Source organism: Neoroseomonas oryzicola (genome assembly GCF_012163135.1).
GTDB classification, from domain to species: domain Bacteria; phylum Pseudomonadota; class Alphaproteobacteria; order Acetobacterales; family Acetobacteraceae; genus Neoroseomonas; species Neoroseomonas oryzicola.
In genome coordinates this window covers 172,803-198,092 of the sequence record NZ_JAAVUP010000002.1, presented here as the reverse complement: position 1 = coordinate 198,092, position 25,290 = coordinate 172,803, and the positions used below count along the sequence as shown (strand labels likewise).

The following is a 25,290-nucleotide window of genomic DNA, read 5'->3' as shown; positions in this document are numbered from 1 at the left end:
GCGCAGGAGGCCCCGATGGCGAATGTCGTCCGCACCCTCACCAGCAGCAAGGCGGAGGAACGCGAATGGGCGCTCCGCTGCGACATGGCCGCGGTGTTCCGCATCGGCGCGCGGCTTGGCTGGAACGAGCACATCGGCAACCACAATTCGCTGATGCTGCCGGACGAGGCGGAGCCGACCTTCCTCATCAACCCCCGCGGCTACCTGTTCCAGGAGTTGCGGGCGAGCGACCTGATCGTCTGCAACCTCGACGGCCAGGTGCTGCGCGGCAAGGGCGAGCTCCGCAAGGTCGCCTTCCACATCCATTGCCGCATCCACCTCGCGAACCCGAAGGCGACCTGCGTGGTGCACGTCCATCCGCGCTGGCTGACGGCGCTGTCGATGATCGAGGGCGCGGAATTCTCCCTCTCGCACCACAACAGCCTGCTGCTGAACGACCGCACGGTCTATGACGGCGAGGGCGACCAGCCCGTCCACAGCAACGAGGAAGGCGACCGCATCGCGCGGCTGATGGGCGACAAGACCATCATGGTCATGCGCGGCCATGGCGTGACGGTGGTCGGCCCGACCGTCCACGACGCCTTCGACGAGACCTACATGGCCGAGCGCACGACCATGTACCAGATGACCGCGATGCAGACGGGCCTGCCGCTGCACAAGTTGCCGGACAACCTGCGCCGCCATCACACCGGCGCCTGGGGCGAGAAGCTCGACGCGCGGCTGCACCTCGATGCCTGGCGCCGGGTGCTGGACCGCGAGGAACCCGACTACGCGACCTGAGCGTCAGGTCGCGAACAGCGCGCGGCCGGGGATCGCCTCGATCAGGCTGCGCGTATAGGCGCTGCGCGGGGCGGAAAAGACCTCCCCGATCCGCCCCGCTTCCTCGACCACGCCGTTGCGCATCACCGCGACCTCGTCGCAGAGCTGTGCCGCAACGCGCAGGTCGTGGGTAATGAAGAGAATCGAGAGGCCGAGCCGCTCCTGCAATTCCCGCAGCAGCGCCAGCACCTGCGCCTGCACGCTGACGTCGAGCGCCGAGACCGGCTCATCCGCCACCAGCACCTCCGGCTTCATCGCGAGCGCCCGGGCAATGCCGATGCGCTGGCGCTGGCCGCCGGAGAATTCATGCGGGAAACGATCGACCGCATCGGGATCAAGGCCGACGGTGCAGAACAGTTCCCGGGCCTCCGCCATCGCCTGCGCGGATGGCGTGCCAGCGGCCATCGGCCCCTGCGCCACCTGCGCCCCGACTTTTCGCCGCGGGTTCAGCGACGCGTAGGGGTCCTGGAACACCATCTGCACCAGGCGCGCGGCATCGCGCCGGCCCTTGGGTAGCGGCGCGCCGGCAACCACGATCTGCCCGCCATCGGACCCGAGCAGCCCGACGACACAGCGCGCCAGCGTCGACTTCCCCGAGCCGCTCTCGCCCACGATTGCGAGCGTCGAACCGCGTTTCAGCGCGACCGAGACATCGTCCAGCGCGCGCACCGGCTTGCGGCGGCGGAACACGCCGCGCGAGGCATAGGTCTTCGTCAGCCCGCGCACCTCGAGCACCGTGTCGGGCGCGAGCTCGCGCGGCGCGGGCGCATGCAGCCCCGGCACGGCCGCTAGCAGCGCGCGGGTGTATTCGTGTTGTGGGGAGGTCAGCACCTCCCGCGCCGTCCCTTCCTCCACCACGCGACCGAGCCGCATGACCGCGACGCGATCCGCGATCTCCGCCACCACGCCAAAATCATGCGTGATGAACATGACCGCGGTACCGTGCCGCTTCTGCAGGTCCTTGATCAGCGCCAGCACCTGCGCCTGGGTCGTGACGTCGAGCGCGGTGGTCGGCTCGTCGCAGATCAGCACTTCCGGTTCCAGCGCGAGCGCCATGGCGATCATCACGCGCTGCCGCTGCCCGCCCGACAGTTCGTGCGGATAGGCACGCACCGCCCCTTCCGGATCCGGCAGGTTCACCTCGCGCAGCGCGGCGACGGCACGGCGCTGCGCCTCCCGCGCATCGAGGCCGAGATGGACGCGCCACATCTCCTCGAGCTGCGCGCCCACCGTCATCAGCGGGTTCAGCGCCGTCATCGGCTCCTGGAACACCATCGCGACGCGACGGCCGCGGATGGCGCGCCATTCCTCGGCCGTCTTGGTGCAGAGATCCTCCCCCGCCAGCGCCATGCTGCCGCGCGCGATGGACAGGCCCGGCGCCAAAAGCCCCATGACGGCCGAGGCGGTGACCGACTTGCCCGACCCGCTCTCCCCCACCACGCAGAGGATCTCGCCCGAGGCGACGCTGAGCGAGACATCCTCGATGGCGAATTCGCGGTCCGCACCGCGCGGCAGGCGGATGGTCAGCCCCTCGACCGCGAGCCGCGTCATCGGCTGGCCGCCAGGCGCGGGTTCAGCGCGTCGTTGAGCCCCTGCCCCACCAGCGACACGCCGAGGATGGTCAGCAGGATCGCGACACCCGGAATAGCCGAGACGTACCACTCCGTCCGCAGCACGTTGCGTCCGAGGCCGATGAGGTTCCCCCAAGACGGCACGTTGGGATCCGACAGTTGCAGGAAGGCCAGCGCGCTCTCGAGCAGGATCGCCACCGCCATGACGACCGAGGCATAGACGATCACCGGCGGCAGCGCGTTGGGCAGCACCTCCCGTACGATCAGGTGCAGGTCGGACAGGCCCTGCACGCGGCAGGCCTGCACGAAGTCGCGGGTGCGCAGGGTGAGGAACTCCGCCCGCGTCAGCCGCGCGACCGGTGGCCAGGAGACGAGGCCGATGGCGATCGTCACCGTCTCGATGGTCGAGCCGAACACCGCGACGAGGACCAGCAACAGTAGGAAGTTGGGCAGGGTCTGGAAGGCCTCGGTCACGCGCATCAGCGCCGTGTCCGTCACGCCGCCGTAGAAGCCGGACAGCGCACCGATGGCGATGCCGATCATCACCGCGATGGAGGTCGCGACGAAGCCGATCAGCAGCGATACGCGCGCGCCATGGAACAACTGCGCCGCGATGTCGCGCCCGGACGGGTCGGTGCCGAGCGGAAAACGCGGGTTGGCGCCTGGCCATTGCAGAGGCCGTCCGGCCAGGCCAAGCGGATCGTTCGGATAGAAGAAAGTCGCGCCCACCCCCATGACGACGACGGCCATCAGGATCGCGGTCCCAATCAGCGCCGCCGGGCTGCGGCAATAGGCCTTCAGCGCGCGCATCAGGACTCCGCCGAGATCCGCGGATCGAGCCGCGCATAGAGGATGTCGACGAGGAAGTTTATGCAGATGACGAGCACCGCCGAGATGAAGGCGATGCCGAGCAGCGTGTTGAGATCGCGCTGCACGACGCTCTCATAGGCCAGCCGCCCGAGGCCCGGCAGGGCGAAGACGCTCTCCACCACCACCGACCCGCCGAGCATGGTGCCGGCCTGCAGCCCGATCAGCGTGACCATCGGCAGCATGGCGTTCCGCAGGACGTGCCGCGCGACGACCCGCGTCTCGCTCAGCCCCTTCGCCCGTGCGGTGCGCACGAAGTCGAGCGACAGCACCTCCAGCATCGAGGCCCGCATGATCCGCAGGTAGATCGCGAGGAAGATCAGCCCCAGCGTGAGCGTCGGCAGCACCAGGTAGCGCGCGATGTCGAGCACGGCGGCGATGCCGGTCAGGTTCTGGGTGATGTCCCCGAAGCCGCCTGCCGGCAGCCATTGCAGGTAGACGCTGAACAGGACGATCGCCATCAGCCCGAACCAGAAGGACGGCGTCGCGTAGAAGACCAGCCCCAGCGTCGAGATCAGCGTATCGGGCCATTTGTTGACCCGCCGCGCCGCCACGACGCCGAGCACCAGCCCGAAGAAGAAGGCGAAAGACAGCGCCGAGACCATCAGCAGCAGCGTCGCCGGCAGGCGCTCGAGGATCACGGTCGCGACCGGCTTGCCGTAGATCGAGGAGAAGCCGAGGTCGAGCGTCACCAACCGCATCAGGTAGCGCCCGAGCTGCGCCGCGATCCCGACATCGAGGCCGTAGAAGCGGCGCAGTTCCTCCGCCAGCGCCTGGTCGCCGCCGCCCATCTGCGCCATCAGCGCATCGACCGTGTCGCCCGGGGCGAGCTGCAGCAGCAGGAACAGCCCGACCAGGATGAGCACGAGCGTGGGCAGCGAGGCGGCGAGCCGCCTCAGCGCAAGCCGCAGGACCCTCAAGGCGTCACGACGCCAGCCAGGTGTCGTGCCAGGTCGAGGACGCCCAGCGCGGGTTGTTGCCGGCATTGCGGACGCGGCGGTTGAACACCGAGACGAAGATCTGCTCGATCGGCATCCATAGCGGCAGTTCCGTCTGCACCGCGCGCACGAAGTCGGCGTAGAGCGCCTTGCGCTTCACCGGATCGACCTCGGTCGCCGCGGCGTCGATGATCCCGTCGATGCGGTCGTCCTTCCAGCCCCACTGGTTGGTCCAGGGTGCCCCGCGCGGGCTACCGGAACGGTACCAGACCGTCGTGCTGACCGCCGGGTCGCTGCGGTACTGGTGCCAGCCGGATGCGAGGTCGAAGTTCCAGTCGTTGTAGACGCTGCGCAGGAAGCCGGCGGCGTCATTGCGGACGATCTCGACGCGAATGCCGACCTGCTGCAGCGACTGCTGGATGAAGGTCGCCCAGAGCGCGATGTCCTCGCCCCAGGGGGCGGGGAGCAGGCGGACGCTGAAGCGCACGCCGCCGGCGCCGCGGCGCTGGCCGGCCTCGTCGAGCAGCCGGTTCGCCAGCGCGACGTCGTAGCCATACTGCGGCATCGGCTCGGTCGGGTAGTAGTCGGTCGACACCGAGGGGATCGGCCCGGTGCCCGGCTTGGCGAAGGGCCCGAGGAAGTTCTCGATGAAGAAGGGCACGTTCAGGGAATGCGCGATCGCCTTGCGCACGCGGATGTCGGCGAGCACCGGGTTGCGGAAGTTGAATTCCAGCGTGTTGGTGCGGACATTGCCCTCGTTGCCGCGCGTCGTCGCCTCGAAGCGCGGGTCGCGGCCGAGGCGCTGCAGGTCGGCGATGGCCAGCGAGGAATAGGGGCTGAACAGGAGCTGCCCGGATTCGAGCTGCGCGGCCGCCGCGGCGCGGTCGCTCACGACCCGCCAGACCACGCGGTCCAGGTAGGGCATGTTGTCGCGCCAGTAGTTCGGATTGCGGTCGGCGATGATAAACTGGCCGCGCTCGTACTGCACGAACTTGAAGGGACCGGTGCCGATCGGCGCGGTGTTCGCCGGGTTCTGGCGGATGTCGCCGGTCTCGAACACATGCTTGGGCGAGATGTAGCCGAGGTCGGGCAGCGCGCGCAGCAGCAGGCCCTGCGGCATCGGCTTCTCGTACTTGAAGACCGCTGTGTGCGGATCGGGCGTCTGCACCTCGGTCAGGAACTGCTGCAGGGTGGTCCCGTAGTTGAGGATCTTCTTCCACATCTCCATCGCCGTGAACTGCACGTCGGCGGAGGTGAAGGGCTTGCCGTCATGCCAGGTCACGCCGCGGCGCAGGCGGAAGGTATGGGTCAGGCCATCCGGCGCGGACTCCCAGGACTCGGCCAGCACGCCGACCGGATTGCCCTGCGCGTCGAGGTCGAGCAGCGCCTCCTGGATCTTGCCGCCGACGATGTAGACGCCTGTCGAGGCCTGCAGGGAGGGGTTGAGGATGCGCTGCTCGGTCGCGAAATGCACCGTCAGCGCACCACCGCGGCGCGGCGCCTCCTGCGCGGCGACGGGCACCGGCAGCATGGCCGTGGCGCCGAGAAGCAGCATCTCGCGGCGGGTCGGTCCGGACATTGTCGTTCTCCTGGCGCGGGATCAGGCGGGTTCGAAGATGACGGCAACGCCCGTGGCGAAGCCGGGCGGACGGGGCTTGGCCGTGCCGAGCACCATGGCTGCGCCGCCTTCGCGCGGCAGCGCATCCTCGGCGCAACCGGCGAGTGCTGCGATGGCGGCCCGCGGCGCGAAGCCGACGGAGGCACGGCCGACGCCCGTCTCGACGAAGCGGAAGGCGCCGTCGGGCCGCACGCCGCCTTCGATGGCGGCCGCGAGGCCCGAGGCCGCGCCCGCCGGGTCGTCCGTCGCAACCAGCACGCGACGGATGCGCGTCACGCCGTTGGCGTGCTGCTGAAGCGACGGCACCCAGACCGCGTCGCGCGTGTGGTGCTGGCAGGCGAAGATGCCGAGGCCGCCCACGCGCTGGCTCGGCGGCCAGCGGAAGACGGTGAAGCGCGCCTCCGTCTCGCCGCCGTCGGGCAGCGGCACGGGGCGGCCGAAATCGACGGGGCCGATGGCCTCCACGCCGCGCGCGCGCAGCGCGCCGACGCCCGCGGCGGCATCGGTCGTGGTGAAGGCCGCGCGGTCGAGCCCCTCGCGCCGCGCCACGAAGTCCCGGAGCGCCTGGTTGTGCGGCGTCGGCGTCACCACCCCGAGCAGCTCGAGGTAATCCTCGCCGAACATCATGGTGTAGTTGGCGCTGCCGATATGCGCGCTGTGCAGACCGCGCGGCGACAAGGTGAAGCCAAGCGCCGACCAGGCCGCGGCGGCGGCGTCGAGGTCACGCACGGCGACGACGAGGTGGTCGAGCCCCGTCAGGCTGGTCAGCATGCTCGTCTCCCTGATGGGCCGGAATACTAGGCACCGACCGTGATGCGCCGCAACATGGGGGCGCGGGGCTTCGCCCCCACGCGACGCTGCCGCATACTCCCCGCACGGGCGCCGGAACGGTGCCCAGGGGGAAAACGATCCATGTCCGCCGGCCACGCCAGGTGAGCACAGCACCGCGCGCCTCCGTGCTGGCGCCTTTCCGCCAGCGCAGCTTCCGTTTCCAGTGGCCCGCCGACCTCGCCACCTCCTGGGCCTTCGAGATGGAGACCCTGATCCTCGCCTGGTACGTCCTGGCCGAGACGGGATCGGTGGTCGTGCTCACGCTGTTCGGCGCCCTGCAATTCGTCGGCACGCTGATCTCGCCGATGTTCGGCGTGATGGGCGACCGGCTCGGGCATCGGCGGGTCCTGATCGCCATGCGCGCGGCCTACCTGACACTGGCGCTGACGCTCGCGGGCCTGGCGCTGACCGGGATGCTGGGCATCTCGGCGATCTTCGTGGTGGCGTTGCTGGCCGGGCTGGTGCGGCCTTCGGACATCGGGATGCGGAACGCGCTGATCGGCGCGACCATGCCCGCGCCCTACCTGATGGGCGCGATGGGCATCGAGCGCATGAGCGCCGACACCGCCCGCATCGTCGGCGCGCTGTCCGGCGCGGCGCTGGTCGCGGCCCTCGGCGTCGGGCAGGCCTATCTGGTGGTCGCCGGCCTGTATTTGACGAGCCTCCTGCTGATGACCGGCATCGAGGAATCGCGCATCCACGTCCCGGCTGGGGCCGCCCCGGTGACGCGCGTCTGGCGCGACGTGATGGACGGCGCCGCCTATGTGCGCGCGGCCCCGGCGCTGCTTGCCGCGATGTGCCTCGCCTTCCTCGCGAACTTCCTCGCCTATCCGCTGACGGGCGGGCTTCTGCCGCACGTCGCCCGTGACATCTACGGCATGGACCAGGGTGGGCTCGGGCGGCTGATCGCCGTCTTCGCGACGGGCGCGCTGATCGGCTCGATGGTGCTGAGCGCGCGCGGCGGCGCCTTTCCGCCGGCGCGCACGATGCTCGCCGCATCCCTCATCTGGTTCCTGTTGCTGCTCGGCTTCGCGCAGGTTCGCGATGCGGCGGCAGGCATGGTGCTGCTCGCCGCGGTCGGCTTCGTGCAGAGCTTCTGCATGGTTCCGATGGGCGTGCTGCTGCTGCGCGTGACCAAGGACGCCTTCCGCGGTCGCGTGATGGGACTGCGGATGCTGGCGGTCTACGGGCTGCCGGTCGGACTGCTCGGCGCCGGGCCGCTCATCGCCTGGTTCGGCTTCGCCGCGACGGCGACGGCCTTCGCGGGGATCGGGCTGGTCGCGACGGTGGCCATCGCGCTGGCGTGGCGCCCCTATCTGTGGCCCGCCGATGCCGCGGCGAATGCGCGGCATCGGTAGCCCGCAGCGGCCTCCTCAGCCGAGGAAGGCGCCGCCATTCACGTGGATGGTCTGGCCGGAGACATATCCGCCTTCCGGCCCGGCGAGCATGCGGACCACGTCCGCGATCTCCTGCACCGCGGCCTTGCGGCGCATCGGGATGCCCTCGTCGCGGCCGAGGGTCTGCGGCATCGCGCCGGCGCTCGCGCCGCGCACCGTGTCCACCGCGCCGGGCGCGACACAGTTGGCGCGGATGCCCTGCGGCCCGAGCTCGACCGCCAGCGCGCGGATCAGCCCCTCGAGCCCCGCCTTGGAGGCCGAGACATGCGCGCGGTTCGGCGTGCCGACATGGGTCGAGATGCCCGACAGCGCGATGACGGACCCGCCCCCGCGCGCGATCATCTGCGGCACGAAGGCGCGGGTCAGGATGAAGGCGCCGTCCAGCGCGACGGAGAGGATCTCCCGCCATTCCTCGACGCTCATCTGCAGGAACGGCGTCTGCCGCCGCAGCCCGGCATTGGAGACGAGGATGTCGACACCACCGAGCGACGAGGCGACCTGGTCGGCCATGCGCGCGACCTGATCCGCCGTGGAAACGTCGGCGAGGATCGCCTCGGCGCGGCCGCCCGCGGCCCGGATTTCCTCCGCCACGGCCTCGATCGCCACCTGGTCGGAGCGCCCGTTCACCACCACCGTCGCGCCGTCGCGCGCGAGCGTCAGCGCGATGGCCCGCCCGATGTTCTTCCCGGCGCCGGTGACCAGCGCGACCTTCCCGTCCAGCACGCCCATGATGCGTTTCCCCTCGCAACGATCCCGCGCCGATAGCATGCGCCGCGCCGGCGCGGCAGGGCCCGCGCTTGACGGCGCGCGGACCGGGCTGCTGACCTTGCGCGCAGGGACAGGAGACGGCCATGACCGCAGGGGCAACGACACGCCGGCGCGTGGTGATCCTCGGCGCCGCGGGGCGCGACTTCCACGTCTTCAACACGGTCTACCGCGAGGATCCGTCGCGGGAGGTCGTGGCCTTCACCGCGGCGCAGATCCCGAATATCGCCGGGCGCGCCTATCCGGCCGCGCTCGCCGGGCCGCTCTACCCGGCCGGCATCCCGATCGAGGAGGAAGCGACGCTGGGTCGTCTGCTGCGCGATCGCGAGGTCGACGAGGCGGTCTTCGCCTACAGCGACGCGCCGCATGCGCATGTGATGCATCTTGCCTCCATCGCGCTGGCGGCGGGGGCGGATTTCTCGCTGCCGGGACCGAGGGCGACGATGATCCCCTCCAGCCGCCCGGTGATCGCGATCTGCGCGGTGCGCACCGGCTGCGGCAAGTCGCAGGTCGCGCGCTGGATCGCATCCCGCCTGAAGGCGCGCGGGCTGCGCGTCGGCGTGCTGCGCCATCCGATGCCCTATGGCGACCTGGCGCGCCAGGCGGTGCAGCGCTTCGCGACGCGTGCCGACCTCGACGCCGCCGACTGCACCATCGAGGAACGCGAGGAATACGAACCTCACATCGCCGCCGGCGGCGTGGTGCATGCGGGCGTGGACTACGCCGCCATCCTGCGCCAGGCGGAAGCCGAGAGCGACGTCATCCTCTGGGACGGCGGCAACAACGACTTCCCCTTCATCCGGCCGGACCTGCTGATCACGCTGGTCGACCCGCTACGGCCGGGCCATGAAAGCGCCTACCACCCCGGCGAGGCGGTGCTGCGCATGGCGGACGTCGTTCTGGTCGCGAAGGCCAACGCGGCGCCCGCGGCGGCGGTCGAGCAGGTCGCCGCGGCAGCGCACGTCCTGAACCCTGGGGCGACGCTGCTGCGCGGCGCGTCCCGCATCACGCTCGAGGATGCGGCGGCCGTGCGCGGACGGCGCGTGCTGGTGGTCGAGGATGGACCGACGCTGACCCATGGCGGCATGGCGACGGGGGCTGGATATGCGGCGGCGCAGGCGGCCGGCGTCGCGGAGATCGTCGATCCCCGCCGCTCGGCCGCGCCCGCGATTGCACGCGTCTTCGCGGCCTTTCCGCATCTCGGCCCGGTGCTGCCGGCGATGGGCTACGATCCGGGGCAGCGCGCGGCGCTGGCGGCAACCATCGCGGCATCGGAGGCAGACGTCGTCATCTCAGGAACGCCCGCCGACATCGCGGTGATCCCGGGGTTGGGCAAGCCGGTGGTGCGCGCGCGTTATGCCTATGAGGAGGTCGAGCAGCCCGGGCTCGGCGGCGTGGTGGACGACTTCCTCGCCCGGCGCGGGCTCTAGGCCTCGCGCCGCACGGCGCGATCGCGCCAGTGTTCCGGCAACCGCGCGAGGAAACGCAACGGCCAGGCCGGGTCCAGGGCGAAGCCCGCGCCCATCGTCCGCAACGCTGTGCCGATGCTGCCGGCGCGTGCCTGCACCATGGCGCGGTAGCCGACCGCCCAGGCGTGCCAGCGCCGATAGGCGGCGCGCTCGGCTGACCCCGGCGGCGTCTCCGCCAGCCGCGTCCGCGCCAGTTCCAGCAGATGCCGCGACAGCTTGTCGCGCAGGTCGCCTGCCGCGAAGGTCAGCGAACCGGCATGGCTGCGGTAGCGGATGACGGTGTCGGGGATGATGACGTGCCGCGGCGCGAGCAGCACCAGCCGCAGCCAGAAATCCTTGTCCGCGGCGAGCGGGAACCGGTCGTCGAAGCCCTTCACCGCCTCGATCAGCGGGCGCCGGTAGAAGGCTGCGTTCATCGTCGTGACGTTGCCGATCGCATTCGCTTCGGTCAGCCCGACCGCCGCGGCGCCGGAGAGGTGGCGCGTCACGACCTCGCGTCCGTCCTGTTCCGTGAAGAACTCGGCGGCGCCGATGACCATCGCGATCGACGGATCGGCCAGCACGGCCTCCGCCGCAACGAAGGCGCCCGGCGCATAGAGGTCGTCGCTGTTCAGCAGGCCGACGATATCGCCGGTCGCGCGCCGCAGTCCCTTGTTGATGGCGTCATAGAGGTTGCGGTCCTTCTCCCGCACCACCGTCAGATGCGGGTAGCGCGCCAGCACCTCGGCCGTGCCGTCGGTCGATCCGCCATCGACGATGATGTGTTCGACCGAAGGATGGTGCTGGGCGAGGACGCTCTCGATCGCGGCCCCGATGGTCGCGGCGCGGTTGAGGCAGGGCGTAACGATGGTGAATCGGGGCGCGGTCATGCCGCGCCATCCTCGCCGCGCGCACGCTTCCCGGCCAGCATGGACCGCAGCCGCCGCAGGCCGCCGCCGAGGATCATCGACTCCGCCAGGCGCCCGAGGGCCGGCGAGAGGCGATCGGCCGCAGCGACGCAGTCCAAGGCGATCCGCGCCGGCCGCGTGCGCCGGGCGGCCTCGGCTGTGGCCGTATCTGCGACGGCGAAGGCATCGCGCAGGCGGCCAGCGACGGCAGGGCCAGCGCGCCGTTCCACCAGCGCGATCCAGCCGGCACGGTCGTCGGATTCCGGGCACGTCGCGAGCACCTCGTCGGCGTCGTGGATCAGCGCCCCTTCGTCGTGCCAGCGCAGCAGCAGGTCGCCGAGTTCCGGCGGCGTCGCGGGCGGCGACGCGCCGATCCGCCGCAACGCATCGGCGCGCAGCAGCGTGGCCGCGGGCATCCCGAACCCCGCGACTTCGGCGCTGCCCGCCGTCAGGCGCGACCAGGCCGCCGCGATGTCGGCCGTGCGGCGAAGATGTTCCGCGCCATCGGCGGTAAGGACCAGATGATGGCCGCGGATCGCCACCGCTTCGGGCGGGGCGCCGGCCAGCGCGGCGGCCAGCATCGCGGGTTCCGCCACGGCGTCGCCCGCGGCGGGGGCGAGGATCCAGGACGTGGCGGGCATCGTGCCGTCCAGGACGATGCCGATTTCCGGCGCCGCCGTGGCCGGCCGCGCGGGCAGAAGGATCCCTCGCCGCCCCGCCGTCCGCGCCAGCGCGGCGAAGGGCGTCGCGACGAACTCCAGCAGGCCCGGCACCGCCGCCTCGAAGCGGCGCCGTCCGATGGCGACGCTCTCCCGGGCGCGGGCGCCGATCCGCCGCGCATCGCCGAAATCAAGCGGCGCCCGCGACCCCGGCGGATAGAGCAGCCCGTTCGCGCCGTGCGAGATCACCTCGTTCATCGTGGGCGCATCCGGCGCCACGACGCAGAGCCCCGCCGCCATCGCCTCGAGAAAGGACATCCCGATGCCCTCGAGCGGGCGGGAGGCGAAGAAGACATTTGCGCCGCGCAGCGCTGCATCGAAGGCGCCGCGATCCTCGCCCCAGGCCGTGCGCGTCAGCGTCGCGACGTGCGGCGGAGCGGCCGGATTCCACGGCGCGTCATGGCCGGGATCGGGCGCGTCGTGGATGGCGAGGCTCGCGAAGGGCGTGCCTTCCGTCAGGGCGAAAGCAGCCTCCGGCGGGATGTCGCGGCGCCGGTACCAGAGGAAGCCGCGCAGCGTGTCGAAGTCGGTGACCGCGGGATGCTGCGCCGGATCGGGAAAGTACTGCACATGCGCGTGCAGCGGTGCACGACGCATCACCTCGGCGCGCAGCGCCCAGGAGAAGCACAGGATCTTCGCCGCGTTCCAGGACGGCTTCCAGACGAAGGCGCCGCCGCGGACCATGGCGTCGTACATCGGCGCGAAGGTCACGTTGGGATGGCGCCCGGACAGCAGCGCGAAGGCCTCGTGCAGCTGCCAGATCACGATGGCGTCGTAGCGGTCCTCGACGAAGCCCGCACACCGGCGGCGCACATCGGCGACGTCCGCCTCGGCGAAGAAGGTGTCGACCTCGCCCAGGCGTTCCAGCAGGTCGAGGAAGAAGCGGCTGGACCCCGTCCTCGCATGGTAGCCGAGGCCGAAGAAGGCGATCCTCATCCCGCGGCCCCGCGCGGCGCCCTCAGCGCCGCAGGTCGGACTGCTGCAGGAACCAGTCGTAGGTCTGCGCCAGGCCCTCGGCGAAGCCGATGCGCGCCTGCCAGCCCATCGCGGCGATGCGCGACACGTCCATCCGCTTCAGCATGGTGCCGTCGGGCTTGGTCGTGTCCCACTCGATCCGGCCCTTGAAGCCCGTCACCTGCGCAATCGTCTCGGCCAGTTCGCGGATGGTGATGTCGGTGCCGGTGCCGATGTTGAGGTGCCCTTCCCCCGAATAGCGGCGCAGCAGGAAGGAACAGGCCTCGGCCAGGTCGTCGACATGCAGGAATTCGCGCCGCGGCGTGCCGGTGCCCCAGCAGGTCACGACCTCCGCGCCGTCCTGCGCCGCGGCGTGGAAGCGCTGCAGCAGGGCGGGGATGACGTGGCTGCGCTCGGGGTGGAAGTAGTCGCCGGGCCCGTAGAGATTGCACGGCATGGCCGAGATGTAGTCGCGCCCATACTGGCGCCGGTAGGCCTGGCACAACTTGATGCCGGCGATCTTGGCGATGGCGTACCACTCGTTGGTCTTCTCGAGCGGCCCGGTCAGCAGCGCGTCCTCGTTGATCGGGTTCGGCGCCTCGCGCGGGTAGATGCAGGACGACCCGAGGAAGAGCAGCCTGTTCACGCCCACCCGATGCGATGCCTCGATCAGGTGCGATTCGATCATCAGGTTGTCGTAGAGGAATTCGGCCGGATAGGTGTCGTTGGCGAGGATGCCGCCGACCTTGGCCGCGGCGACGATCACCGCATCCGGCTTCGCCTCGGCCATGAAGTCCTCGACCTCGGCCTGGCGGCGGAGGTCGACGCTCGCGCGGTCGGAAGTGAGGACCTCCGCGCCCTCGGCCGCGAGCCGGCGCGCGCAGGCCGAGCCCACCATCCCGCGATGCCCGGCGACGTAGATCCGCCGCCCGGCGATCGGGAAGATGTCTTCAGCCATGCGACCGCTGCCCGGGGATGGCCGGCGCCGCATCCCGCAGCAGGGCGATGTCGGCGCGCACCATCTCCTGCGCAAGCTCGGGCAGCGTGATCGTGTGCGACCAACCAAGCACGCGCTTCGCCTTGGCCGGGTTGCCGATCAGCAGGTCGACCTCGGTCGGGCGGAAATAGGTCGGGTCGACGCGCACGACGGTGCGGCCGGTGGCGCGGTCCACGCCGGTCTCCTCGACGCCGCTGCCCTTCCATTCGAGGCTCATGCCCGCCTCGCCGAAGGCGAGGTCGCAGAAGTGGCGCACCGTGTGCGTCACCCCGGTCGCGAGCACGTAGTCGTCCCCCTTCTCCTGCTGGAGGATGCGCCACATGCCCTCGACGAAATCCTTCGCATGGCCCCAGTCGCGCTGCGCGTCGAGGTTGCCGAGATACAGGCAATCCTGCTGGCCGAGGCTGATCGCCGCCACCGCGCGGGTGATCTTGCGGGTCACGAAGGTCTCGCCGCGGCGCGGGCTCTCATGGTTGAAGAGCACGCCGTTCGAGGCATGGATGCCGTAGGCCTCGCGGTAGTTCACCACGATCCAGTAGCCGTAGAGCTTCGCCGCGGCGTAGGGGCTGCGCGGGTAGAAGGGGGTCGTCTCGTCCTGCGGCACGGCCTGGACCTTGCCATACAGCTCCGAGGTCGAGGCCTGGTAGAAGCGCGTCGTCTTCTCCATGCCGAGGATGCGGATCGCCTCGAGCAGGCGCAGCGTGCCGAGCGCGTCCGAGTTCGCGGTGTATTCCGGTGTCTCGAAGGACACGGCGACATGGCTCTGGGCGCCGAGGTTGTAGATCTCGGTCGGCTGCACCTGGGCCATGATGCGGATCAGGTTGGTCGCGTCCGTCAGGTCGCCGTAGTGCAGGAAGAAGCGCACGCCCTGCTCGTGCCGGTCGTGATAGAGGTGGTCCACCCGCGCCGTGTTGAAGGAGGAGGAGCGGCGCTTGATGCCGTGCACCTCGTAGCCCTTCGCGAGCAGCAGCTCGGCCAGGTAGGAGCCGTCCTGGCCGGTGACGCCGGTGATGAGGGCAACCTTGCGGGTGGCGGACATGGGCATCCTTACGATCGGAGTTCGGCGCCGCCGGGCGCCTGAAGCGGCGTGTCTATAGCGACATGACCCCCGCGCCGGAAGCCTGCCGGGCAGGGTTTGTTGCGATGTCGGTCCATCAACGCGCGCCACGCCTTGGCGCACCCGCCGGATGGCGTGTATGGACCCCGCCCATGCAGCCAGCCGGGATCGGAAGACCATGCCGCGTGCGTTGATCACCGGGGTGACGGGCCAGGACGGCGCCTACCTGGCCGCCCTGTTGCTCGACAAGGGATACGAGGTGTTCGGCCTGCACCACCGCCATGGCGGGTCGGAGGCCGTGCAGGAACGCCTGCGCCGCCTCGGCTGCACCGGCGCGGTGCAGATGGTGGACGGCAACCTGATCGACCTGTCCTCGCTGATCCGGCTGATGGACAGGGTCAAGCCGGACGAGATCTACAACCTCGCCGCCCAGTCCTTCGTGCGGATGTCCTGGGACCAGCCGCTGCTGACCGCCCAGGTCACCGCCATCGGCACGGCCAACATGCTCGAGGCGGTGCGCATCGCCTCCCCCGCCACGCGCTTCTTCCAGGCGGGATCGAGCGAGATGTTCGGCCGCGCCGGGTCGAAGCCGCAGAACGAGGACACGCCGCTCAACCCGCGCAGCCCCTATGCCTCGGCCAAGGTCTTCGCCCACAACCTCACGGTGAACTACCGCGAGAGCTTCGGCCTGCACGCCTGCAACGGCATCATGTTCAACCATGACAGCCCGTTGCGCGGCATCGAGTTCGTGATGCGCAAGATCACCGACGGCGCGGCGCGGATCAGCCTTGGCCTCGCGAGCGAACTGGCGATGGGCAACCTCGACGCGCGGCGCGATTTCGGCCATTCGCGCGACTATGTCCGCGCCATGTGGATGATGCTGCAGCACGCCGAGGCGGCGGACTACGTCGTCGCGACCGGCCGCGCCACCTCGATCCGCGAATTGTGCGAGGTGGCCTTCGGCTGCGTCGGCCTGAACTACCAGGACCATGTCCGCGTCGATGCCGCATTCCTGCGCCCGGTCGACCTCGACGTCACGGTGGGCGACGCCACCCGGGCGAAGGAACGCCTCGGCTGGGTGCCGGAGGTGTCCCTGGAGGAGATGGTCGGCGAGATGGTGGAGGCGGATCTCGCCCGCTGGCGCGCGCGGATGTGACGCGGCTAGCGGCCCAGGCGCCGCCGTAGCGCCTGCAGGGCCCGCAGGATCCCAGGCGGCAGGTGGCGTGCGATCCGCGCCTTCCAGCCCGGGCCGCCGGCGCCGCCTTCGCGCAGCCGCGCCGCCTCCATACGTTCCGAAAGCCAGGCCCCCTGGAACATCTCGATCCTGCGGCGGTCCCATTCGGGCGACCGATAAAGGGGGGAGGCGTTCTGGATGGCGAAGACCTCCGGCTGCCCCTTGGCGAGGTCCGAGGACGCGCCGCCCATCGCGAAGGACGCGATGACGGTCTGGATCTGCCGCAGCCGGATGGACGGGTCGCACAGGACCTTCAGCCACCAGTCGTAGTCGGCATGGCGCCGCCAGCGCAGGTCGAAAGGCCCGGTGCGGGCGAAGACCTCGCGCCGCGCGAGCGTCGCCTGGTGCGGCAGGCAGCCCAGCACCATCTCGGCCGCGGCCTGGTCGGGTGGCGGCGGGACATGCACGAAGGGCGTGCCGGCGCCGCGGATCTCAAGCGCGCCGTAATAGACGTCGCCGTCCGGCTGCCGGGCGATCTCGGCCATGGCGTCGCGCAGAGCGTTCGGGCCGGCAAAGATGTCATCGGAATTGAGAAAGATAACAAACTCGCCTTGGGCGCGAGCGATCCCCTTGTTCATCGCGTCATATATGCCTCGGTCCGGCTCGCTCACGAATGCCGCAAATGCGTGCCGATGACCCTCAAGGATCTCAAGCGTTCCGTCTGATGAACCACCATCAATGATAACGTGCTCTAGTGCGCGATAGCTTTGTCGTGAAACTGATTCGATACAGGCTCCTATTGTTTTTTGAGCGTTTCGACAAACGGTGATAACCGATACGAGGCCCTGCATCATCAGTCGAAATCTTTTCTTGTTGCACCCAAGCGTTGTGCGCTGCAAACAGTTGGGCCTAGCAGGCGCATCGTGGAGTTCAAATATGATGTGGGGTAGGTCAGCTTGATGCAGAAGGGCTGTCAAGAGGCCGGCATGGCACGGCGTGATGTCATTGCGCCCGCCGGTACCGAGGCGCCGCGCCTTGCTGCGAGTTCGATGTCGCTGTTCGCTGGCGGAGCGTATGACACTAGCGCTTTACGTCGCATAATCGAGGTTCAGGCGGAAGATCTGGTACGCCTTCGTAGGGAACTCGCGGGAGCGCGAGAGCGATCTATCGTCGCTCGCGAAGACGGCCGGCCGAAGCCAGAGTTCGATGGAGGTAGTCTTGGGGGCCTCTCCGAGAGCGCGCTCCTTGACATGATCAAACAGGCGCAATCGGAGATCGAGGCCGCGACCGAGCGGTCGCGCTGGGTTCGCCTCGGCAGGCGTCTTGGCTTCTCCCGTCCGACCGACTGGGAAAGCAGCGACTGGAGGTCGCCGTTCATTGCGGAGAATGCCGCTCAGGAAGCGGTGCCGGGCGCGGCTGCCTTGCGTGGCGAATATCTACGACTCGTGCGCCTACAGGAGGAACTCAGCCGTTCGCGCTGGCGTCAATTAGGGCATCGCCTCCGTCTGTCGCAGCCCTTTACCTGGGACATCGCCCGTATTCGGCAGCAGGAGATCGCGCCAGCGCGGAACGTCCCGCTCGTCGCTCCGCCCGTGTCGGCCCAGTCAGCGACGCTGGCCGTCGAGCCGTTAGCAGCGCAGTTCGTGGCGGAATGCAGATCGTTCGCCATCGACACCGTTCTCGACGTCGGGGCAAACGCCGGCCAGTTTGGCACTAAACTTCGCGGCGCCGGCTGGAAGGGCCATGTCGTGAGCTTCGAGCCGCTCTCCGACGCGCACGCGGCGTTGCGCGTGGTCGCAGGCGCAGATGCGCTGTGGGATGTTGCCGAGCGCTGTGCGCTTGGTTCATCGAACGGCGAGACTGAAATCAATGTCGCCAGTAATTCGTGGAGTTCATCGATCCTGCCGATGGCGGATCTACATCGGGCAGCGGCACCACAGTCGACTTACAGCCACCGCGAAACCTGCCCCGTGCGAACACTCGATTATATTATCGGGTCAGTCTTCACCGATCCTACGACCCTCTTTGCGATCAAGATTGATACTCAGGGCTATGAGAAGGAGGTGCTGGAAGGCCTGACAGAACGCCGTTCGCAGGTTAAGGTGATCCTCTGCGAAATGTCATTAGCCGAACTCTACGAAGGTGCCCCTGACCTAAAGGAGATGCTCTCTTATCTCGCAGCGGCAGGCTATCACTGCGTTGGGCTCGAGCCAGCATTCCGCGATCCGCGTTCGGGCCGACTGCTGCAGGTCGATGGCCTGTTCGTGGCTCACTGAGCGAAGCCCGACATGCGAATCGCCCTACAGAACGCATTTCCTGATGCGTCCTACACCGCGGAGGCGGAGTGGATACGCCGATGCATTCGTGCCTGCGAGGTACTCGGATTCTCCGCTGTCCCCGTTGTCACGTCAGACGACATCATCGCGGCCAAGCCCGACTGCGTCCTGGCCACCCATCACTTCACACCGAAGCTAACTGGGGTCCCGACAATCGGGCTGATGTGGAATGCGCCCTCGTATTTCCAGGGCGACGGTGCCGCGCACGACGCAATTCTTAGCTACGACGGCTACCTCTGCGGGTCAGAAACGATAGCGCGATGGGTGGACGACTTCGTCACCGGCCGCGGCAAGGACAGCGTGATCCATGATGGGCTGATGCTGCCGTCCTCTCCCGACGCCGGCCCGACCGGTCCACTGCCCGGTGAACTCCGCCTCATGTACGCGGGTATCCATTGGGACGGGTCCCGGCATGGCGCCGTCTTCCGGCACCTCGACGGCCAGGTGCCGATGGACATCTACGGGCCACCGGATGCCTGGCGCGACCACAAGGAAAGCTACCGCGGCACGCTGCCGTTCGACGGTGTTTCAGTGATCGAGGCGCTCCGGCGTTCCGGTGTCGCGCTGTGCCTGCACAAAAGCGCTCACCGAGCTTGGAACTGCCCTTCAATGCGCCTCTTCGAGGCCGCATCGGCCGGCGCACTCATCATCACAGATGATTTCGATTTCCCGCGTCACTGGTTCCGCAACGCGGTCCTTTACGTGAACGCGAACCTCCCGCCACCGGCGATCGCCAAGCAGGTAACGGACCATTTGCACTGGGCGGCAGCCAACCCCGAAGGCGCGCAGAACCTCGCGTACCGCGCAAACGAGTTGTTTCGCCGGCGACTTTCGCTTGAGCGCATGCTCGAGACGCTGCCCGATTACCTAGACCGTGTGCGGGAGCGCCGCGGCATGGTGCCGGTCACGTCTTTCCGCGGCGCCACGCCACCCACCGTCGAGTACGTCGTCCGAATCGGGCTCAGGCCGCAGGATATGGTACGGCGCGCGCTAACGAGCCTCGCCGCCCAGACTTGGCCATCCATCGCCGTGACATTACTGCAATTCCATCCCGTCGAGGGGCTGGATGCGCTGATAGAGGAGTTCCGCGAACGCTTCGACTGGATTAACCATGTCATCGTTGCGAACGACGGCAATCGGGGGACCTCGCTATGGGCCGGCGTGAACCATACGACGGCCGAGTACATCGGAATCCTGGACGACGACGATACCTTCCACCCGAACCACGTCGCCTCGGTGATGCAGTGTCTAGAGCGCCATCCACATAGCGGATTCGCCTATTCCGGACTGATGCGTGTGCATGACGACGAAGGGCATTTCTTTCAGACGCGCCGAGACTCAACCTCCCGGGCCCCGCGGACCAGCCGCGAGCGGCGCGAGTTGTTCACGCTGCATGAGGAGGATTTCCGAAGACTCACGCCTGTCCACAACGTCATCGGCATTCACGCCTGGATCGCTCGGCGGAACCTGCTGGACGAGCGCGCGCTGACCAACCCGCGCCTGGAACTGGCGGAAGACGTCTTCCTCATGGCGTCAATCGCCAGTCGGACGGAGCCGTGCTTCACAGGCACGGCCACGGCCGAATGGCGTTGGCGCCAGACCCAGCGCGACAACTGGACTCTATCCTATCCGGCGGAGGACGCTGACGCCCTCTACCACCGCTGGCACCTGCGTGCGCAGTCGCTGCGATTCGTTCAGCGTAACCGTCCCCTTGCTCCAGCAGCGGTTCACGACTTCAACATGGCGGTTCAAGGGGACGAATCCTGAATCTCAGGGCCCAGGTTAACTCGCGTCCCCAAATCCGCTACTGAGGGCGCACGGCTGTCTCGATTTCTACCCGCTGCGTGCCGCCCGCATTATAAGGCGCCCGCTCTCGGAGCAGACCTATGAGTTTGATCCTGTCGTTTGGCGACGAGCCGTCTCGTGCTCAGTCGACGAGGTCCGTTGCGGAGGAAGCCAACGACCTGCCGGTCCACTTCTTCACCATCGTGCTGAACGGCGAGCCCTTCATCCGCTACCACGAGACGATGCTGGCGAAGCTGCCCTTCCGCTGGCACTGGCACGTGGTCGAAGGCGTCGCAGCCCTGCGCCACGACACGGCCTGGAGCGTCGCACACGGCGGCAAGGTCACCGACGACATCCACCGCGAAGGTCGCAGCATCGACGGCACAAGCGAATACCTCGACGACCTCGCCCGCCGCTACCCCGGCCAGGTCACCATCTACCGCAAGCCGCCCGGCGCGTTCTGGGACGGCAAGACGGAGATGGTCAACGCGCCGCTGCCCAACATCGACGAAGCCTGCCTGCTCTGGCAGATGGACGCCGACGAGCTCTGGACGGTCGACCAGGTCGAGGAGATGCGCCGGCGGTTCCTCGCCGAGCCCGGGCGGGGCGCCGCCTTCTACTGGTGCTGGTACTTCGTCGGCCCCGACCAGATCGTCAGCACGCGCAACAACTACGCGCAGAACCCCGCGGTGGAATGGCTCCGCGCCTGGCGCTTCCGGCCGGGCGACCACTGGGCCGCGCACGAACCACCGACCCTGGTGCGCCCGCGCGCGGACGGCGGCGAGCCCATCGACATCGCGACGCTGCAGCCCTTCATGCAGGACGAGACCGAATCCTTCGGCTGTGTCTTCCAGCACTTCGCCTACGTCACCGAGGCGCAACTCGCCTTCAAGGAATCCTACTACGGCTATGCCGGCGCCACGGCGCAGTGGCGCAAGCTGCTTGCCCGGGAGGAGCCAGGCCTTCTCGCCGACCACTTCGCCTGGGTCACCGACCGGACGATGTTCGACAAGGCGTCCCATTTCAGGCTGGAGCCGCTTGCCCGCCAGGACGCCGACGGCGCCTGGTCCTTCGCGCCCCCCGAAGGTGCCAAGGACCGCGCCCCCGTCCCCGCCCGCCCGCGCATCCTGATCGACGGCATCTACTGGCAGTACAATTCTTCCGGCATCGGCCGTGTCTGGTACACCATGCTCGAAGAATGGGTAACCGCGGGCCTCGCAGACCATTTCATACTGCTCGACCGCGACGGCACCGCCCCGCGGATCCCGGGCGTGCACACGCGCACCATCGCCGCGCACGACTACGGCCGCACCGGCGCCGACAGTCTCTACCTCGAGCGCATCTGCCGCGACCTCGGCGCTGACCTCTTCGTCTCGACCTACTATTCGACGCCCGTCGAGACGCCCTCCTTCTTCTTCGGCTACGACATGATCCCGGAGATGACCGGCGTGGATCTCGCTTACGAGGACTGGCAGGAGAAGGCGCGCGCCATCCGCCACGCCGCCGGGCATGCGATGATCTCGCGCAGTTCGGCCCGCGACCTCGCGAACCTGTTCCCCGAGGTGAAGGAGGAGCAGGTCGCGCTCGCCTATTGCGGCCTGCCCCCCGGCTTCGCCCCGGCGAGCGAGGCAGAGATCGCGGAGACGCGGCGCAGCCTCGACCTGCGCGGCCCCTATGTCCTGATGGTCGGCGACCGCAGCGGCGCGGGCGGCTACAAGAACGGCATCCTCGCCTTCCGCGCGGCCGAGATCGCCGCGAAGCGCGGCCTCAAGCTCGAGATCGTCTGCGTCGGCGGCCTTGCCGAGATCGAACCCGCCTTCGCCGCTGCTGCCCGCTCGGTGCGCTTCCGCCGCATCAAGGCGGACGACGCGACGCTGCGACGGCTCTATTCGGGCGCCCACGCGCTGGTCTACCCGTCGCGCTACGAGGGCTTCGGCATGCCGGTGCTCGAGGCGATGGCCTGCGGCGGGCCGGTGATCACCTGCCCGAACTCCTCCCTCGTCGAGGTCGGCGGCGATGCCGCGATCTTCGTCGGGCCGGACGATGCCGAGGCCGCCGCCGATGCGCTGGTCGCGCTGTCCGACCCGGCGACGCGCGCCGCGCGGGTCGCGGCGGGCGTGGCCCAGGCCGCGAAGTTCACCACGGCGGCGCAGGCGCGCGATTCCCTCGCCGCCTTCCGCGCGACGATCGACGCGCTCCAGGACGGCCGCGCGCCGCGCCCGGGGCCCGGCTGGCGCGAATTCCGCACCTACCAGTCCGGCATCCAGGCCTGGCTGCAGGAACGCCCGGACCTTGCCGTTGCGGCCCTGGCCCGCACCAGCGGCAAGTCGGGCACGGCGGCGCCGGCGCGTCCCTCGGGCGAACTCCTGCGGGCGCTCGCGGAAATCGAGGCCATGAAGCGCAGCCCCTTCTGGCGCCTGCGCGGCTATGTCATTCGCGCACTGAAGGCGACCGGCATTCGCCGGCGCGGCTGAGCGGGTGGCGCCGCTGCGCATCCTGCTCTGGTACTGGGGGCGTCGGGGGGCGGGGGCGCAGATCAGCCAGGCCCTCGCCACCGCCCTGGCGCGGCGGCCCGACGTCGAAGTCGCGCTGTCGATCTCCGCGCAATGCGAGTTGCGCGACGGGATCGAGGCGCTCGGCCTGCCGGTCGACGCGGTGCGGACCTATTCCAGCCTCGCGGGCTTCGCCGCGCGGCTGCCGGCGGTGCCCTTCCTCGCACGTCGCCTGCGGCGCCAGGCCCAGGGCTTCCAGGCCGATGCCGTGGTCTCGACCATGACGCATCTCTGGACGCCCCTGGTCGCCCCCGTCCTGAAGCGGGCCGGGCTGCGCTACGTGCCGATGGTCCATGACGCCGAACCGCATCCCGGTGACCCGGCCTCGCTGTGGGAATGGCGCCTCGGCCGCGAACTCGATGCCGCGGCGGAGGCGATCGTCTTCTCGGACAGCGTGGCCGCGGGCCTGCGCCGGCGGCGTCCCGACCTGCCGCTGCATCGCCTGACACTGCCGGCGCCGGTGGTGCCCGGGGCGGACGCCCGGCCGGCACGTCCCGCGGGCGGCGGCCCGCATTTCGTCCATCTCGGCCGCCTGCTGCCCTACAAGGGCATCGACCTGCTGCGCGACGCCTGGCCGCTGCTCCGGCGCGACCATCCTGGCGCGACCCTGCTCGTCGCCGGCGAAGGGGATCCGGAGGCACTGGCCCCGGGGATCGGCGCCTTGCCGGGCGTCACCCTGCGGCCCGGCTGGCTGTCGGAAACCGACCTCGTCGGCCTGCTCGCCGCGGCGGATGCCGCGGTCCTGCCTTACCGGGAAGCCAGCCAGAGTGGCGTGGTTCCCGTCGCCCTGGCGCTCGGCGTGCCGGCGATCGTCACCCCGGTCGGCGGGCTGGCGGAACAGGTCCGCGACGGGCTGGACGGCCTGGTCGCCCAGGCGGTCTCGGCCGAGGCGCTCGCCGCCGCCATGGCCGAGGCCTGCGACGCCACGCGCCTCGCCGCCCTCGCCGCGGGGGCGCGGGAGAGCGCGCATCGCCTGGCCGACTGGGATGGCCTCACCGCGCAACTCGTCTCGATCCTCGCCGCGAGCGCCCGCGGGACTAGCCCCGGGGCGGCCGGCGGGCGATAAGCGGCGCCCGCGGCCGACCGGGACGGACCCCGCCGCGCAACCCAGGAAGCAGCCTTCACCCCATGCCAGCCCCGACGGGTGCCGAGCCCACCGTATGAGCCGCGACAGCCTCTACCGTGCCGAGTTGTTCTTCCGGCGGCTGACGCCGGAATGGCTGAAGACGCTCGCCCGCCTCATGCGGCTGGTGTTCCGGCCCGCGCCGGCGCATGCGCCGACCATTCCGCAGCAGCAGCTCGACGGGGCAGTGCTGCTGAATGACCGCGCCGAGATGCTCCGCCGCCTGCCCAAGGGCGGCGTCGTCTGCGAACTGGGCACCTGGCGCGGCGATTTCGCGCGCGCGATCCTCGACGTCGTGCAGCCGTCGGCGCTGCACCTGGTCGACATCACCTTCGAGAACTGCCGCAAGGACGTGCTGGACGACCCGCGCGTCCATCGGCACGAGACGATGACGACGGCCTACCTCGCCACCCCCGGCGCGCCGGCCTTCGACTGGATCTATGTCGACGCCGACCACGAATACCAGGCGGTCGCCGCCGACATCGCCGCCGCCAAGGCGCGGGTGAAGCCGGGCGGGCTGCTCGTCTTCAATGATTTCGCGCGGATCGTGCGCCCAGGCCTCGGCGTCTTCGGCGTGCACCAGGCGGTGTGCGAGTTCGCCGTCGCGGATGGCTGGCCGGTCGCCTATTTCTGCATGAACGGGGAAGCGCTGTACGATATCGCGCTCCGCCGGCCGGACACGGTGGCTTAGGTCACCGTCTCCGCGCCGAGCACCTCGTCCACCGTGCCGTCGGCGAGGATTCGCCCGCCCTCCAGCCGGATCGCCCGCGTGCACCACTTCCGCACGATGGACATGTCGTGCGTCGCGATGATCAGGATCTCGGCATCGGTGACAAGCTTGGACAGGCGCGTCTCGGCCTTCTTCATGAAGTCGGAATCGCCGGCGAGGAACCATTCGTCCATCAGCAGGATCGACGGTGTCATCGCCGTCGCCATGGCGAAGGACAGGCGCACGCTCATGCCCGCAGAATAGCCACGGATCGGCACCTCGAAGAACTCGCCGAGGCCGGCGAAGCCCGCCACCTCGTCGGCGAGCGCGCGGCCATCCGCCTCGGTCAGGCCGCGATAGAGGGCGCGCAGCACGACGTTCTCGCGCCCCGTCAGCAGCGGGTCCATCCCGGCCGCGGGGTCGATCAGGGACCCGATCTCCCCCTCGACCCGCAGCGTGCCCGCGACGGGCTCGTAGACGCCGGCGATGGTGCGCAGCAGCGTCGTCTTCCCCGCCCCGTTCGGGCCGACCAGGGCGACGCGCTCGCCATTGCCGATCCGGAACGTGAGGTCGCGCAGAGCCGCAACGACGATGCGGTTGTCCTCGTCCTTCTTCAGCCGCAGCGGCGAGGAGGCGAGGATCCGCTGCTTCAGCGATCGCGCGTTGTGGTGATAGAGCGGGAACTCGATCGCGAGCCCCGCGACGTCGACGAGCGCCATGGC

Annotated in this window: 21 protein-coding genes; 9 read left to right on the top strand and 12 right to left on the bottom strand. The window is 69.5% G+C overall.

Annotated elements, in window-relative coordinates:
- Nucleotides 1–15: 15 nt before the first annotated feature.
- Nucleotides 16–780, top strand: a complete 765-nt coding sequence (locus tag GWK15_RS07440) for a class II aldolase/adducin family protein (protein ID WP_168040667.1) — start codon at nt 16–18, stop codon at nt 778–780.
- Nucleotides 781–783: 3 nt separating this feature from the next.
- On the opposite strand, the gene GWK15_RS07435 is transcribed toward GWK15_RS07440, so the two are convergent.
- The 5 genes from GWK15_RS07435 to GWK15_RS07415 are packed head-to-tail and all read right to left on the bottom strand — an operon-like array spanning nt 784 to nt 6,584.
- Entirely contained in the window at nt 784–2,370 is a 1,587-nt protein-coding gene (locus tag GWK15_RS07435; RefSeq protein WP_168040666.1) for an ABC transporter ATP-binding protein, read from the bottom strand.
- Nucleotides 2,367–3,200 carry an ABC transporter permease gene (locus tag GWK15_RS07430; RefSeq protein ID WP_168040665.1) on the bottom strand — a complete coding sequence of 278 codons (834 nt, stop codon included), beginning with the start codon at nt 3,198–3,200 and terminating at the stop codon, nt 2,367–2,369. Before GWK15_RS07430 ends, GWK15_RS07435 begins: the two co-directional genes overlap by 4 nt.
- Nucleotides 3,200–4,177 carry an ABC transporter permease gene (locus tag GWK15_RS07425; RefSeq protein ID WP_168040664.1) on the bottom strand — a complete coding sequence of 326 codons (978 nt, stop codon included), beginning with the start codon at nt 4,175–4,177 and terminating at the stop codon, nt 3,200–3,202. Before GWK15_RS07425 ends, GWK15_RS07430 begins: the two co-directional genes overlap by 1 nt.
- Before the next feature lie 4 nt (nt 4,178–4,181).
- On the bottom strand, nt 4,182–5,774 hold the full coding sequence (locus GWK15_RS07420) for an ABC transporter substrate-binding protein (protein WP_168040663.1): 1,593 nt from the start codon (nt 5,772–5,774) through the stop codon (nt 4,182–4,184).
- 21 nt (nt 5,775–5,795) lie between these two features.
- Nucleotides 5,796–6,584, bottom strand: a complete 789-nt coding sequence (locus GWK15_RS07415) for a VOC family protein (protein ID WP_168040662.1) — start codon at nt 6,582–6,584, stop codon at nt 5,796–5,798.
- 161 nt (nt 6,585–6,745) lie between these two features.
- Here GWK15_RS07415 and GWK15_RS07410 point away from each other — a divergent pair, with 161 nt between their 5' ends.
- The gene (locus GWK15_RS07410; protein ID WP_168040661.1) at nt 6,746–8,002 is read left to right on the top strand and encodes an MFS transporter; all 1,257 of its coding nucleotides are present in this window, start codon (nt 6,746–6,748) and stop codon (nt 8,000–8,002) included.
- A 15-nt stretch (nt 8,003–8,017) separates the two neighbouring features.
- Here the strand turns inward: GWK15_RS07410 and GWK15_RS07405 are convergent, their stop codons facing one another.
- Nucleotides 8,018–8,770 (bottom strand): SDR family NAD(P)-dependent oxidoreductase, encoded by a 753-nt coding sequence (locus GWK15_RS07405; RefSeq protein ID WP_168040660.1) that lies wholly within the window; start codon nt 8,768–8,770, stop codon nt 8,018–8,020.
- A gap of 122 nt (nt 8,771–8,892) precedes the next feature.
- Between GWK15_RS07405 and GWK15_RS07400 the strand changes: the two genes are divergently transcribed.
- Nucleotides 8,893–10,236, top strand: a complete 1,344-nt coding sequence (locus GWK15_RS07400; protein ID WP_168040659.1) for a GTPase — start codon at nt 8,893–8,895, stop codon at nt 10,234–10,236.
- Here GWK15_RS07400 and GWK15_RS07395 read toward each other — a convergent pair.
- From GWK15_RS07395 to gmd, 4 genes are read right to left on the bottom strand one after another with little or no spacing between them, the layout of a single operon-like run.
- Nucleotides 10,233–11,144 (bottom strand): glycosyltransferase family 2 protein, encoded by a 912-nt coding sequence (locus GWK15_RS07395; protein WP_168040658.1) that lies wholly within the window; start codon nt 11,142–11,144, stop codon nt 10,233–10,235. The two genes, GWK15_RS07400 and GWK15_RS07395, sit on opposite strands and share 4 nt — an antisense overlap.
- Nucleotides 11,141–12,817, bottom strand: coding sequence for a glycosyltransferase (locus GWK15_RS07390; RefSeq protein ID WP_168040657.1), 1,677 nt, complete (start codon nt 12,815–12,817; stop codon nt 11,141–11,143). The genes GWK15_RS07395 and GWK15_RS07390 overlap by 4 nt, the downstream gene beginning before the upstream one ends.
- Nucleotides 12,818–12,839: 22 nt before the next feature.
- Nucleotides 12,840–13,793, bottom strand: coding sequence for a GDP-L-fucose synthase (gene fcl, locus GWK15_RS07385; protein ID WP_209442085.1), 954 nt, complete (start codon nt 13,791–13,793; stop codon nt 12,840–12,842).
- Nucleotides 13,786–14,871, bottom strand: coding sequence for a GDP-mannose 4,6-dehydratase (gmd, locus tag GWK15_RS07380; protein WP_168040656.1), 1,086 nt, complete (start codon nt 14,869–14,871; stop codon nt 13,786–13,788). The genes fcl and gmd overlap by 8 nt, the downstream gene beginning before the upstream one ends.
- A gap of 196 nt (nt 14,872–15,067) precedes the next feature.
- On the opposite strand from gmd, the gene GWK15_RS07375 reads away from it, so the two are divergent.
- The gene (locus tag GWK15_RS07375; RefSeq protein ID WP_168040655.1) at nt 15,068–16,045 is read left to right on the top strand and encodes a GDP-mannose 4,6-dehydratase; all 978 of its coding nucleotides are present in this window, start codon (nt 15,068–15,070) and stop codon (nt 16,043–16,045) included.
- A gap of 5 nt (nt 16,046–16,050) precedes the next feature.
- Here GWK15_RS07375 and GWK15_RS07370 read toward each other — a convergent pair whose 3' ends face one another.
- Nucleotides 16,051–16,914 carry a glycosyltransferase family 2 protein gene (locus GWK15_RS07370; protein WP_245211545.1) on the bottom strand — a complete coding sequence of 288 codons (864 nt, stop codon included), beginning with the start codon at nt 16,912–16,914 and terminating at the stop codon, nt 16,051–16,053.
- Nucleotides 16,915–17,313: 399 nt separating this feature from the next.
- Between GWK15_RS07370 and GWK15_RS07365 the strand changes: the two genes are divergently transcribed.
- The 5 genes from GWK15_RS07365 (at nt 17,314) to GWK15_RS07345 (ending at nt 24,550) form a co-directional block, all read left to right on the top strand.
- Entirely contained in the window at nt 17,314–18,339 is a 1,026-nt protein-coding gene (locus GWK15_RS07365; RefSeq protein WP_168040653.1) for an FkbM family methyltransferase, read from the top strand.
- Nucleotides 18,340–18,561: 222 nt separating this feature from the next.
- On the top strand, nt 18,562–20,166 hold the full coding sequence (locus GWK15_RS07360) for a glycosyltransferase (RefSeq protein WP_168040652.1): 1,605 nt from the start codon (nt 18,562–18,564) through the stop codon (nt 20,164–20,166).
- A gap of 119 nt (nt 20,167–20,285) precedes the next feature.
- Nucleotides 20,286–22,658 carry a glycosyltransferase gene (locus tag GWK15_RS07355; RefSeq protein ID WP_168040651.1) on the top strand — a complete coding sequence of 791 codons (2,373 nt, stop codon included), beginning with the start codon at nt 20,286–20,288 and terminating at the stop codon, nt 22,656–22,658.
- Nucleotides 22,659–22,662: 4 nt separating this feature from the next.
- Nucleotides 22,663–23,802, top strand: a complete 1,140-nt coding sequence (locus tag GWK15_RS07350; RefSeq protein WP_338147207.1) for a glycosyltransferase family 4 protein — start codon at nt 22,663–22,665, stop codon at nt 23,800–23,802.
- 94 nt (nt 23,803–23,896) lie between these two features.
- Complete coding sequence (locus GWK15_RS07345) at nt 23,897–24,550, top strand: class I SAM-dependent methyltransferase (protein ID WP_168040650.1); 654 nt, start codon at nt 23,897–23,899, stop codon at nt 24,548–24,550.
- Here GWK15_RS07345 and GWK15_RS07340 read toward each other — a convergent pair.
- Nucleotides 24,547–25,287: an ABC transporter ATP-binding protein gene (locus tag GWK15_RS07340; protein WP_168040649.1), complete on the bottom strand. Its 741-nt coding sequence runs from the start codon at nt 25,285–25,287 to the stop codon at nt 24,547–24,549. The genes GWK15_RS07345 and GWK15_RS07340 overlap by 4 nt on opposite strands.
- Between the last annotated feature and the right edge of the window lie 3 nt (nt 25,288–25,290).

Excerpts from the sequence above, each read along its gene's own strand:
- GWK15_RS07360 (WP_168040652.1), top strand. The coding sequence starts at position 18,562 with ATGTGGAATGCGCCCTCGTATTTCCAGGGCGACGGTGCCGCGCACGAC.
- GWK15_RS07340 (WP_168040649.1), bottom strand. The coding sequence starts at position 25,287 with ATGGCGCTCGTCGACGTCGCGGGGCTCGCGATCGAGTTCCCGCTCTAT.
- GWK15_RS07420 (WP_168040663.1), bottom strand. The coding sequence starts at position 5,774 with ATGTCCGGACCGACCCGCCGCGAGATGCTGCTTCTCGGCGCCACGGCC.
- GWK15_RS07435 (WP_168040666.1), bottom strand. The coding sequence starts at position 2,370 with ATGACGCGGCTCGCGGTCGAGGGGCTGACCATCCGCCTGCCGCGCGGT.
- GWK15_RS07405 (WP_168040660.1), bottom strand. The coding sequence starts at position 8,770 with ATGGGCGTGCTGGACGGGAAGGTCGCGCTGGTCACCGGCGCCGGGAAG.
- fcl (WP_209442085.1), bottom strand. The coding sequence starts at position 13,793 with ATGGCTGAAGACATCTTCCCGATCGCCGGGCGGCGGATCTACGTCGCC.
- GWK15_RS07355 (WP_168040651.1), top strand. The coding sequence starts at position 20,286 with ATGAGTTTGATCCTGTCGTTTGGCGACGAGCCGTCTCGTGCTCAGTCG.
- GWK15_RS07365 (WP_168040653.1), top strand. The coding sequence starts at position 17,314 with ATGATCAAACAGGCGCAATCGGAGATCGAGGCCGCGACCGAGCGGTCG.
- GWK15_RS07415 (WP_168040662.1), bottom strand. The coding sequence starts at position 6,584 with ATGCTGACCAGCCTGACGGGGCTCGACCACCTCGTCGTCGCCGTGCGT.
- GWK15_RS07390 (WP_168040657.1), bottom strand. The coding sequence starts at position 12,817 with ATGAGGATCGCCTTCTTCGGCCTCGGCTACCATGCGAGGACGGGGTCC.
- GWK15_RS07440 (WP_168040667.1), top strand. The coding sequence starts at position 16 with ATGGCGAATGTCGTCCGCACCCTCACCAGCAGCAAGGCGGAGGAACGC.
- GWK15_RS07345 (WP_168040650.1), top strand. The coding sequence starts at position 23,897 with ATGAGCCGCGACAGCCTCTACCGTGCCGAGTTGTTCTTCCGGCGGCTG.
- GWK15_RS07375 (WP_168040655.1), top strand. The coding sequence starts at position 15,068 with ATGCCGCGTGCGTTGATCACCGGGGTGACGGGCCAGGACGGCGCCTAC.
- GWK15_RS07370 (WP_245211545.1), bottom strand. The coding sequence starts at position 16,914 with ATGCAGGGCCTCGTATCGGTTATCACCGTTTGTCGAAACGCTCAAAAA.
- GWK15_RS07395 (WP_168040658.1), bottom strand. The coding sequence starts at position 11,144 with ATGACCGCGCCCCGATTCACCATCGTTACGCCCTGCCTCAACCGCGCC.
- GWK15_RS07400 (WP_168040659.1), top strand. The coding sequence starts at position 8,893 with ATGACCGCAGGGGCAACGACACGCCGGCGCGTGGTGATCCTCGGCGCC.
- GWK15_RS07430 (WP_168040665.1), bottom strand. The coding sequence starts at position 3,200 with ATGCGCGCGCTGAAGGCCTATTGCCGCAGCCCGGCGGCGCTGATTGGG.
- gmd (WP_168040656.1), bottom strand. The coding sequence starts at position 14,871 with ATGTCCGCCACCCGCAAGGTTGCCCTCATCACCGGCGTCACCGGCCAG.